Source organism: Shinella sp. GW821-FHT11G07 (assembly GCF_058808115.1).
The window spans coordinates 141,467-151,925 of the sequence record NZ_JBXARJ010000018.1 but is presented as its reverse complement, the minus strand read 5'-3'; the positions used below and the strand labels follow the sequence as shown (position 1 = coordinate 151,925).

10 protein-coding genes are annotated in these 10,459 nt (G+C 65.7%); 6 read left to right on the top strand and 4 right to left on the bottom strand.

All coding sequences use genetic code 11. The features are described from left to right. Positions 1-295: 295 nt before the first annotated feature. Positions 296-1,018, bottom strand: coding sequence for a pyridoxamine 5'-phosphate oxidase family protein (locus tag AC1RT2_RS27750; RefSeq protein WP_069060343.1), 723 nt, complete (start codon positions 1,016-1,018; stop codon positions 296-298). A 69-nt stretch (positions 1,019-1,087) separates the two neighbouring features. Here AC1RT2_RS27750 and pdxR point away from each other — a divergent pair, with 69 nt between their 5' ends. Beyond that, positions 1,088-2,488, top strand: a complete 1,401-nt coding sequence (gene pdxR, locus AC1RT2_RS27745; RefSeq protein WP_493107173.1) for a MocR-like pyridoxine biosynthesis transcription factor PdxR — start codon at positions 1,088-1,090, stop codon at positions 2,486-2,488. On the opposite strand, the gene AC1RT2_RS27740 is transcribed toward pdxR, so the two are convergent. The 3 genes from AC1RT2_RS27740 to AC1RT2_RS27730 form a co-directional block, all read right to left on the bottom strand. Beyond that, positions 2,485-3,249, bottom strand: coding sequence for a type 1 glutamine amidotransferase (locus AC1RT2_RS27740; protein ID WP_493107171.1), 765 nt, complete (start codon positions 3,247-3,249; stop codon positions 2,485-2,487). The genes pdxR and AC1RT2_RS27740 overlap by 4 nt on opposite strands. Positions 3,250-3,621: 372 nt before the next feature. Then, on the bottom strand, positions 3,622-4,050 hold the full coding sequence (locus AC1RT2_RS27735) for an RbsD/FucU family protein (protein WP_069060345.1): 429 nt from the start codon (positions 4,048-4,050) through the stop codon (positions 3,622-3,624). Then, positions 4,051-5,280: an ROK family transcriptional regulator gene (locus AC1RT2_RS27730; RefSeq protein WP_493107169.1), complete on the bottom strand. Its 1,230-nt coding sequence runs from the start codon at positions 5,278-5,280 to the stop codon at positions 4,051-4,053. 289 nt (positions 5,281-5,569) lie between these two features. Here AC1RT2_RS27730 and AC1RT2_RS27725 point away from each other — a divergent pair, with 289 nt between their 5' ends. From AC1RT2_RS27725 to pyrC, 5 genes are all read left to right on the top strand, one after another. Then, a complete protein-coding gene (locus AC1RT2_RS27725) occupies positions 5,570-6,595 on the top strand; it encodes a sugar ABC transporter substrate-binding protein (protein WP_069060347.1) in 1,026 nt (341 codons plus the stop codon). A 260-nt stretch (positions 6,596-6,855) separates the two neighbouring features. After that, positions 6,856-7,956: an ABC transporter permease gene (locus AC1RT2_RS27720; protein WP_493107167.1), complete on the top strand. Its 1,101-nt coding sequence runs from the start codon at positions 6,856-6,858 to the stop codon at positions 7,954-7,956. Then, a complete protein-coding gene (locus AC1RT2_RS27715; RefSeq protein WP_493107165.1) occupies positions 7,956-8,735 on the top strand; it encodes an ATP-binding cassette domain-containing protein in 780 nt (259 codons plus the stop codon). The genes AC1RT2_RS27720 and AC1RT2_RS27715 overlap by 1 nt, the downstream gene beginning before the upstream one ends. Further along, a complete protein-coding gene (locus AC1RT2_RS27710) occupies positions 8,732-9,355 on the top strand; it encodes a nucleoside triphosphate hydrolase (protein WP_493107163.1) in 624 nt (207 codons plus the stop codon). The genes AC1RT2_RS27715 and AC1RT2_RS27710 overlap by 4 nt, the downstream gene beginning before the upstream one ends. 59 nt (positions 9,356-9,414) lie before the next feature. Next, complete coding sequence (pyrC, locus tag AC1RT2_RS27705; protein WP_493107161.1) at positions 9,415-10,455, top strand: dihydroorotase; 1,041 nt, start codon at positions 9,415-9,417, stop codon at positions 10,453-10,455. Positions 10,456-10,459: the final 4 nt, after the last annotated feature.

Here is a 10,459-nt window from a genome sequence, read left to right as displayed (position 1 = left end):
CAGCAGTCCGGAAGGGGCAAACCCCTTTCCGTCCACAATGTCCTCAAGGTGAGGTCTTGCGCGGCGAAAAATCGGAACGGCCCATCCCGGAAACCGACGGCAGACATCCACCGGCACCGGCCTTTGCAGAGGGAGCGGAGTCGCAGGCAAAAACTGCTGAACGGGGCGCTGAAAGGTGCCACATACACTCACTTTTACGAGGCAGCTTCCAGCGCCCCGTCCGATGCTCCTTGAAACCCCACGGGCGAAGATTCCGCCGCGTGGATGTCGGCATTGGGCGGGCGCGCTGTGCCGGTCAGCCGTCCTCGTAGATCCGCTGCCCGGTCTTCAGCGCCTCATCCAGCCGCCCGCCTTCGGGGAAGATCGACAGCGCCTCGGGCTTGTCGACGCCCGCCACCAGCCGGGGACAGGTCTGCGCTTGACCGAGCACCGTCGTCACGGGGATGACGCCGGCCCAGATGGGCAGCGCAAAATCCTCTTCGTCGTCGCCGACGCCCTTGGCGCGCACCTTGGCAGCCGCCTCGTCGATCGGCATGGCGATGATCGTCGTGGCCTTGGCCTCCTGGGTGGTGATGGGGCGGAGCAGCGCGCTGCGCTCGGGATAGAAGCGGTCGACGACGTCGCGCATCGCCTCGATCTTCTCCTCCGGGTCCTCGACAAGGCGGGCGGTGCCGAAACACATGGCGGAGCGGTAGTTGGCCGAATGGTTGAAGCCCGAGCGCGCCAGCACGAGCCCGTCGAGATGGGCGACGGTGAGGCAGGCGGGCGTGCCGGTCTTGAGGTGGCGCAGCATGCGGCTCGCCGACGATCCGTGCCAGTAGAGCGTATCGCCCTTGCGCCAGAACAGCGTCGGCGTCGTATAGGGCTGGCCGTCGATGACATAGGCGACGTGACAGAGCATGGCCGCATCGAGAATGGCGTGCACGGCGGCGCGGTCGTAGCTGCCGCGTTCGTGCAGACGCTTGACGCGGTTGCGCGGGGTGACGGGATAGGTGGCGGTCTCGGTCTCGGCGGTCATGCATCTTGCCTTTCAGGAATGATGCCGCCATGGTGCTCCATGCCATTGGATCGAAAAAGTACCAATCCTGTGCAAAAAAATCAGGCCAATCTGCCGGACTGGTCGTCGCTCATTCCCGTCCTGCCGGCGACCGGAAAGCGCACACCCGCACTGTATCGCGAGCTGCGCCGGCTGATCGAGGCGGGTGCCATTCCGGCCGGCAGCAAGCTGCCGCCGTCGCGCGATCTGGCGCAGCGGCTGAAGACGGCGCGCGGCAGCGTCGTCGCCGCCTTCGAGACGCTGATCGCCGAAGGCTACGCCGTGGCGCGCACGGGTGCCGGCACCTTCGTCGCGGACCGCGTGCCGACGGTAAAGCCGGTGGTCGCCCTCGAAACAAAAAGCGCCGATCCGAAAATGCCGCTTCCCGGCACGCTTGGCGTCGCCATGGCGGACGCCCGCACGCTAAAAATCTTCCGCACGCTTCTGTCGCGCCATCTTACCCGCCCCGGCCCGGAACACTTCTATTATGGCGATCCGCGTGGTGGCGAGGCGCTGCGCCAGGCGGTCGCCGCCTATCTCCGGCAGGCGCGCGGCGTGCGCTGCGAGGCCCGCTCGATCGTCATCACGACCGGCACGCAGCAGGGCATCGACCTCGTCATCCGCGCAGCGCTCTCGCCCGGCGACCGGGTGATGATCGAGGACCCGTGTTACCCCAGCGCCCGGGCCGCCTTTGCCGGAAACGGGTTCGATCTCTCCGGCCTCGCCGTCGATGCGGAGGGCGCCGACATCGCGCTTGCAGCCCCCGGCGCCCGCGCGGTCTATGTCACGCCGTCGCACCAGTTCCCGCTCGGCGTGACCATGAGCATGCGCCGCCGCCTTGCCCTCATCGACTGGGCACGCGAGACGGGCGGCTGGATCATCGAGGACGATTACGACAGCGAGTTCCGCTATGCCGGCCCGCCGCTCGCCGCCATGCAGGGCATGGATGACAGCGGTCGCGTGATCTATCTCGGCACTTTCTCCAAGGTGCTGTTTCCCGGCCTGCGCCTCGGCTACGCCGTCATCCCGGATCCGCTGCTCGACACCGTCATGACCCTGCGCAGCCGCACCGACCGCAGCCCGCCGACGCTGGCGGAAGCCGCCCTGACCGACCTCCTGCGCGAGGGCCATTTCGCCGCCCATCTTCGCCGCGCCCGGCGCCAGGCACAGGCGGCGCGCGATGCGCTGGTGGCAGGGCTTTCGACGGCAGAAAATCTCTCGCTCGACGTGCCGGACCAGGGCCTGCACCTCGTCGCCGGCCTGCCCGCCGCCCTTGTCGATACGGATGCGGTGGAGATCGCACGGCATGCCGGGCTCGGCGTGCGGGCGCTTTCCTCCATGGCTGTCACCAACCCGCCGAAGCAGGGCCTGGTCATCGGCTTTTCCGGCTTTGCGCCCGCGGTCCTGCACGCCGCCGCAACACGATTTGCAGCGGCGATGTCGGGATTTTAAGCGACGCGACGGGCCTCGGCGGCGGTGATCGTCGCCACCCAGGCACGGGCGATCGCGAGGCCCGTGGCGTCGGCGCTGGGGCCGTTTTCGGCGGCAAGGGCCGCCCGTTTCGCAAGCCAGCCGGGCTGCAGCGTCTCGATGAGGTCCGGGAAAGTCTCCGCCCAGCCATCCACCACCGCGCGGCTCGCCTCGAAATGGAACTGCGTGCCGTAGACGGCGCGGCCGATGCGAAACGCCTGGTTTTCGGCAGCGCCATTGGTGGCCAGCCGCACCGCCCCCTCCGGCAGCGTGAACGTATCGCTGTGCCACTGGAAGATCGGGAACGAACCACTGGCAGCAGAGAGCACCGGATCGCCGGCCCCGTCTGCCGTCAGCGCCACGGTGCACCAACCGAATTCCGGCGCTGCGCCGATGCGGTTCTCCGCCCCATAGGCCCGTGCAAGCAGCTGGCTCCCGAGACACACGCCGAGCACCGATTTTCCGGCGTCGCCGAAGCGGCGCATCAGGGCGGCGAGTGCCGGCAGATAGGCGTGTCGCTCGTCGTCGCGGGCATTCTGCGGGCCGCCCATGACGACAATGGCGTCGTGGCCGGTCTCGTCCGCGGGGATGGCGTCGCCGGCATGCGGCCGGCAGATGTCGATCTCGGCGCCTGCCTCCTCGAGCGCCACGCCGATCTGGCCCAGCAACGTCACCTTGTCGTTTTCCACCACCAACACCCGCATGCGATACTCCTGCTCATCGATATCGCGCGAGACAATCATGCCCTTGTGCTTCGTTCAAGGACTTCGAACAGAAAGAACCCGGCTCTTTCGAGCCGGGCGAGGCGGGGAGGATCAGCAAAGGGCGAAATCAGCGGCAGATGCGGATCTTCTTGATGAAGACATTGCCGTAGCGATCGCAGGGTTTTACCGGCTTGAGGAGCAATCGTGCTCGTAGCCGTAGCTGTAATAACCGGCCTGCGAGGGCGCTGCGAAGGAAACCGCGGCTATGAGGGCAACGGTGGCGGAAACGATGAACTTGCGCATGGGGTCTCTCCTGATCTCTTGCTGGGGATGAGCCTCTCTCATCCAGTGACCAGACTGTCCCACATCGCCCCGCGCCGCGCTGTTCCGGATGGAACAGGACAAAAAACCCTACGGATAAATCACACCCTTGCGCAGGATGACATTGGCATAGAGCCGCGGCTCGCCGGTCTGCACCAGCGTGTGGGCGGCGCGGACGCGATTGTAGAAATCGGCGCCGACGAGGGGCACGACCGTGCGGGCCGGTTCGTGGCCGGCGCAGCAGGCGATGATCTCGTGGTGCACCGGCTCCAGCGTGTCGCGCTCCTGGCGGAAGGTCGAGCGGAAGATCGCGTCCTCGACGAAATCGTCGATCGGCATCACCGAGAGCACGGCGTTGAGCGCCGGGATGAGCGGCACGCCGTCGAGGCGGATCAGCCGGCGGGCATGTTCGACGCCCGGATAATTGCCATCGACGATGGCGATCTCGTCGCCGTGCCCCATGGCGCGCAGCGTGGCGAGCAGTTCCGGGCTCAGGATGGGGTCGATACCTTTCAGCATTCAGGCAAGCTCCTTGAAGAGGACATTGTGGTCGGGAAGATACCGCGAGAACAGCGGCAGGCTGGCGCCGCCGACCGAGCGGGCGTGGCTGCCGACGGCGCCTTCGACGATCTCGGGCAAGGTCACGCCCTGGAGGTCGAGCCGGGCGACAGCGGCCTTCGTCGCCACCACGACCCGTTCGCGCACCCAGGCCGGAAAACCGCCATCGATGACGACGGCGGAAAAGTCGATGACCGAGGCCGAGGCGACGACCGCCTGGGCAAGCGCTGCCGCCATGTCGTCGATCCAGATTTCCAGCGGGGGGCCGAAGTCGATCCAGCCATCGGGCGAATACCACAAAGGCTTCGGGTCGATGCCGTGCTCGCGCAGAAGATTTTCGAGACGGTAGATCGAGGCGATCTTGAGAAGCTGCACCGTCTCGCCGTCGCGACCCTGCACGGGCAGCGGGCCGATCGCGCCGGCCGTGCCGGTGCGGCCGGTGAACAGCGCGGAATTCAGCACCACGCCGCCACCGATGAAGGAGCCGATGAACAGATAGAGAAAGTCCGGATATTGCGGCCCGAGGCCGAAGACGAGTTCGGCGGCGCAGGCGCTGGTCGCGTCGTTCTGCAGCGCGACCGGATAGGGCACGCGCCTGGCGATCTCCGCTTCGAGATCGACGCCCCGCCACTGGTCCATGTCGGCCTGCGGCGCGCCCACCTCGCCCGCCCAGCTCCACAACTCGAAGGGGGCTGCAACGCCGAAGCCGGCGATGCGGGCACGCTCCTCCGGCGTGATCGCCGCGTCCAGCTCGGCAAGTCCCTCCTCGACGAAGGCAAGCAGCGGGCCGGGCATCGGATAGGCATAGGTGCGGCGGACCTGCCGGCGAATGCCGCCGACGAAGTCCATGAGCACGATGTCGGCGCTGCGGCGGCCGATCTTCAGGCCGAAGGAATAGACGGCATCGGGATTGAGCCGCATCGGCACGGAGGGCTGGCCGACCTTGCCGCGCATCGGCTCGCCGCGCATCAACAGGCCCTCGGCCTCCAGCGCGCGCATGATGACGGTGACGGTCTGGGCGGACAGGCCGCTGCGCCGGGCGATATCGGCCTTCGACAGGCTGCCGTGCCGGCGCACCAGCGACATGACCAGCCGCTCGTTATAGGCGCGCACGCGCACCTGGTTGGCGCCCCCGCTCGGGTCGAGGATTTCGGCCGGCGCGGCGGGTGCCGTCGCGGCATGTTTGCTCATCGTCTCCTCCCGTGCCGGTCACGACGCGGCGCGCCCTTTCCGGTCCTCTTATCGGCTGCGGTTCCGCTCTTCCATCGGAAACGATGCAGCCGGGGCTTTCACCCGTTCTTTCCACCAGCATGCCACATCGAATTAATAATTCAATTCGATTTATTTATTGACAGGCATTTCTTTTGGTGGTCTTTTCACCCCCGGAAACACGGAAGGCCGGCGGAGGAGCCCCTGGCCCGTGTGACCGGATGGCCCGGACAAGGGCGCATCCCGTTTCGTCCTTGGGAGGATTGATGATATGAAGAAGACGATCGTTTCCGCCGCTCTCGGCGCACTTGCGCTCGGCGTTGCCTTTTCGTCGCCGGCCGCTGCCGCCGACACCACCGCCTGCCTGATCACCAAGACCGACACCAACCCCTTCTTCGTCAAGATGAAGGAAGGCGCGACCGCCAAGGCCACCGAACTCGGCGTTACCCTGAAGGCCTATGCCGGCAAGGTCGACGGTGACTCGGAAAGCCAGGTCGCCGCGATCGAGACCTGCATTGCCGACGGCGCGAAGGGCATCCTGATTGCCGCTTCCGATACCAAGGGCATCGTTCCCTCGGTTCAGAAGGCGCGTGACGCCGGCCTGCTCGTCATCGCACTCGACACGCCGCTGGAGCCGCTCGACAGCGCCGACATGACCTTTGCCACCGACAACCTGCTCGCCGGCGAACTGATCGGCAAGTGGGCCGCCGCCACCCTCGGCGACGCTGCCAAGGATGCCAAGATCGCCTTCCTGAACCTGACGCCCTCCCAGCCGTCGGTCGACGTGCTGCGCAACCAGGGCTTCATGAAGGGTTTTGGCATCGACGTTAAGGACATCACCAAGATCGGTGATGAGGACGATGCACGCATCGTCGGCCATGACGTGACCAACGGCAACGAGGAAGGCGGCCGCACCGCCATGGAAAACCTCCTGCAGAAGGACCCGTCGATCAACGTGGTGCACACCATCAACGAACCGGCTGCTGCCGGCGCCTATGAAGCGCTGAAGGCCGTCGGCAAGGAAGGCGATGTGCTGATCGTGTCCGTCGACGGCGGTTGCCCGGGCGTGCAGAACGTCGCAGACGGCGTCATCGGCGCGACCTCGCAGCAGTACCCGCTGATGATGGCGGCGCTCGGCGTCGAGGCCATCAAGAAGTTCGCCGATACCGGTGAAAAGCCGAAGGCAACCGAAGGCAAGGACTTCTTCGACACGGGCGTCACGCTCGTAACCGACAAGCCGGCAGCCGGCGTCGAGTCCATCGACACCAAGGCCGGCAAGGACAAGTGCTGGGGCTGATGCCCTGCCAGGCCGGCCCGGTTTGACCGGGCCGGCATTCCGCTACGGACGGATGGGCGCGCGACGACGCACCCGCTTTGACAATCGCGAACAGACGTGGGCACCTTTCTTCTGACGAGCGGCGGCGAAAGCCGAGACCGTTCGCAAGAGGCCGCCCGAAGAAGGCGGCAGGTGCGCGAAAGCGTCTGCACCGATGCGTCCGTGCACCATTTCATCCGGGGAGCCGCGACGGTCGGCACCGGAAGGGGAGGAACAGCATCATGACTGAGACAACGACGGGCGCGCAGCCCTTGCAGGGCTCACAACCCTCACAGGAATTCGAGAAGGTGCTGACCGGCAGCGCAACGCAGGTCGCATCCTTCGATACGCATGACAAGACGCCCATCCAGAAGTTCCAGCACTTCCTGCACGGCAGTCCCTCTGCCGTGCCGCTCATCGTGCTCGTGCTGTCGGTGGCGATCTTCGGCATCGTCCTCGGCGGAAAGTTCTTCTCCGCCTTCACGCTGACGCTCATCCTGCAACAGGTGGCGATCGTCGGCATTGTCGGTGCGGCACAGACACTGGTCATCATGACGGCCGGCATCGACCTGTCGGTCGGCGCCATCATGGTGCTCTCGTCCGTCGTGATGGGCCAGTTCACCTTCCGCTACGGCCTGCCGCCGGCGCTTGCCGTGCTCTGCGGCCTCGCCTGCGGCGCGCTCTGCGGCTACATCAACGGCCTGCTCGTCGCCCGCATGAAACTGCCGCCCTTCATCGTCACGCTCGGCATGTGGCAGATCATTCTCGCCTCGAACTTCCTCTATTCGGCCAACGAGACGATCCGTTCGCAGGATATTTCGACGCAAGCGCCCATCCTGCAATTCTTCGGCAACAACCTAAAACTCGGTAGCGCGGTCTTCACCTACGGCGTCATCGCCATGGTGCTGCTGGTGGCGCTGCTCTGGTACGTGCTGAACCACACCGCCTGGGGTCGCCATGTCTATGCGGTCGGAGATGATCCGGACGCGGCGGAACTCGCCGGCGTCAACGTCAAGCGCATGCTGGTCTCGGTCTATACGCTCTCCGGCCTCATCTGCGCGCTGGCCGGCTGGGCACTCATCGGCCGCATCGGCTCGGTTTCCCCGACCGCCGGCCAGTTCGCCAACATCGAATCGATCACCGCTGTGGTGATCGGCGGCATCTCGCTGTTCGGTGGCCGCGGCTCCATCCTCGGCATGATCTTCGGCGCACTCATCGTCGGCGTCTTCTCGCTCGGCCTGCGCCTCATCGGCACGGACCCGCAATGGACCTATCTCCTGATCGGCGTCCTCATCATCTCGGCAGTCGCAATCGACCAGTGGATCAGAAAGGTAGCAGGCTGATGGCTCTCGAACCCATTCTCACCGCCCGCGGTCTCGTAAAACGCTATGGCCGCGTCACCGCCCTCGACCACGCCGACTTCGACCTCTATCCCGGCGAAATCCTCGCCGTGATCGGCGACAATGGTGCTGGCAAATCCTCGATGATCAAGGCGATCTCAGGCGCCATCACGCCGGACGAAGGCGAAATCCGCCTGCAGGGCGAGGTGATCAACTTCCGCTCGCCGATCGAGGCCCGCAAGGCCGGCATCGAGACGGTCTACCAGAACCTCGCGCTCTCGCCGGCGCTGTCGATTGCCGACAACATGTTCCTCGGCCGCGAAATCCGCAAACCCGGCATCATGGGCAATCTGTTCCGCACGCTCGATCGGGGCGCGATGGAAAAGTTCGCCCGCGACAAGCTCTCAGAACTCGGCCTGATGACGATCCAGAACATCAACCAGGCGGTGGAGACGCTGTCGGGCGGCCAACGTCAGGGCGTGGCCGTGGCCCGCGCTGCGGCCTTCGGGTCGAAGGTCATCATCCTCGACGAACCGACGGCGGCGCTTGGCGTGAAGGAGAGCCGGCGCGTGCTGGAGCTCATCTTCGACGTGCGCCGGCGCGGCATTCCGATCGTGCTCATCTCGCACAACATGCCGCATGTCTTCGAGGTGGCAGACCGCATCCACATCCACCGGCTCGGCCGTCGGTTGACCGTCATCAATCCGAAGGACTACACCATGTCAGACGCCGTTGCCTTCATGACCGGCGCCAAGGTACCTGCGGAGGCCATTGCGGCATGATATCGCCGACCACTATCGTCGATGCACTCCAACGGCGCGCGGGGGACGCGCGCCGCTTCCTCGTCGGCCTTGCCGGACCGCCGGCTGCCGGCAAGTCGACCCTGGCCGAAGCGTTGCGCGACGGGCTCGTTGCCCGGGGCGAGAGCGCTGAAATCCTGCCGATGGACGGTTTCCACATGGATAACGGCATTCTCGCCGAGCGCGGATTGCTGCAGCGCAAGGGCGTGCCGGAGTCTTTTGACGGGCGCGGTTTCGTCGATATCGTGCAGGCCCTGAAACGGGCAGACGGCGAAGTGCTGGTGCCGGTGTTCGACCGGTCGCGCGAACTTGCCATCAATGCCGCCCGCGCCATTCCGGTCGAAACGCGCTTCATCCTCGCCGAGGGCAATTACCTGCTCTTCAAGGATGCGCCCTGGGACAGGCTGGACGGCGTGTTCGACTTCACCATCTTCGTCGGCCCACCCTACCCCGTGCTGGAAAAGCGACTGCGTCAGCGCTGGATGGGCTATGCGCTGCCGGAGGACCAGATCGGCTGGAAGCTCTACGGCAATGATCTGCCGAACGGAAAGCGCATCCTGGAAAACTCCCGGCCCGCGGATCTGCATATCGACATGTTCTGAGGCGATTGTCGTCACGGCCCATGGATGCTATCGCAGCCGCAAACACGGGAGCGACGCCGATGACCACAGAAATCACCATCCGCCGGCCGGACGACTGGCACCTGCACCTGCGCGACGGCGCCATGCTGGAAGGCGTGATCGGCGATACCAGCCGCCATTTCGCCCGCGCGATCATCATGCCGAACCTCGTGCCGCCGGTCGTCACCACCGCGGACGCCACGGCCTATCGTGATCGCATCCTCGCCGCGTTGCCCGCCGGCGACCGGTTCGAACCGCTGATGACGCTCTATCTCACCGAGCACACCAACCCCGACGACGTGGAAGCCGGCTATAAGAGTGGCCTTATCCGTGCGGTCAAACTCTATCCGGCCGGTGCGACGACCAATTCGCACGGCGGCGTGCGCGACATGGACAAGGCGATGCCGGCGCTGGAGCGCATGGCGAAGATCGGCCTGACGCTCTGCGTGCACGGAGAGGTGACGACGCCGGAGGTCGACATCTTCGACCGCGAGGCCGTGTTCATCGAAACGGTGCTCGATCCGTTGCGCCAGCGCCTGCCGGAACTGCGCGTGACCATGGAGCATGTCACGACGAAGAACGGCGTCGACTACATCACGGCGTCGAAGGCGAACCTTGCCGGCTCGATCACCACGCATCACCTGATCATCAACCGCAACGCCATCCTCGTTGGCGGCATCAAGCCGCATTATTACTGCCTGCCCGTCGCCAAACGCGAGGAGCATCGGCTGGCGCTGCGCGCCGCGGCAACGTCCGGCGATGCCCGCTTCTTCCTCGGCACCGATTCCGCGCCGCATGTCGATCCGCTGAAGGAATGCGCCTGCGGCTGCGCCGGTATCTACACCTCGATCAACACGATGAGCTGCCTTGCCCATGTGTTCGAACAGGAGAACGCGCTCGACAAACTGGAAGCCTTCGCCTCGCTGAACGGCCCGGCCTGGTATGGCCTGCCGGCAAACGAGGAGACCATCCGCCTGGTCAAGCGTGCGGAACCGGTAAGCTTCCCGGCCAGGATAGAGACGGGGGCCGGACCGGTGACCGTGTTCGACCCGATGTTCCCGCTGCATTGGGACGTCGCGTAAAAGG

Coding starts and splice junctions, on each gene's coding strand:
- AC1RT2_RS27750 (WP_069060343.1), bottom strand. CDS start 1,018: ATGACCGCCGAGACCGAGACCGCCACCTATCCCGTCACCCCGCGCAAC.
- AC1RT2_RS27740 (WP_493107171.1), bottom strand. CDS start 3,249: ATGATTGTCTCGCGCGATATCGATGAGCAGGAGTATCGCATGCGGGTG.
- AC1RT2_RS27735 (WP_069060345.1), bottom strand. CDS start 4,050: ATGCTGAAAGGTATCGACCCCATCCTGAGCCCGGAACTGCTCGCCACG.
- AC1RT2_RS27730 (WP_493107169.1), bottom strand. CDS start 5,280: ATGAGCAAACATGCCGCGACGGCACCCGCCGCGCCGGCCGAAATCCTC.
- AC1RT2_RS27725 (WP_069060347.1), top strand. CDS start 5,570: ATGAAGAAGACGATCGTTTCCGCCGCTCTCGGCGCACTTGCGCTCGGC.
- AC1RT2_RS27720 (WP_493107167.1), top strand. CDS start 6,856: ATGACTGAGACAACGACGGGCGCGCAGCCCTTGCAGGGCTCACAACCC.
- AC1RT2_RS27715 (WP_493107165.1), top strand. CDS start 7,956: ATGGCTCTCGAACCCATTCTCACCGCCCGCGGTCTCGTAAAACGCTAT.
- AC1RT2_RS27710 (WP_493107163.1), top strand. CDS start 8,732: ATGATATCGCCGACCACTATCGTCGATGCACTCCAACGGCGCGCGGGG.
- pyrC (WP_493107161.1), top strand. CDS start 9,415: ATGACCACAGAAATCACCATCCGCCGGCCGGACGACTGGCACCTGCAC.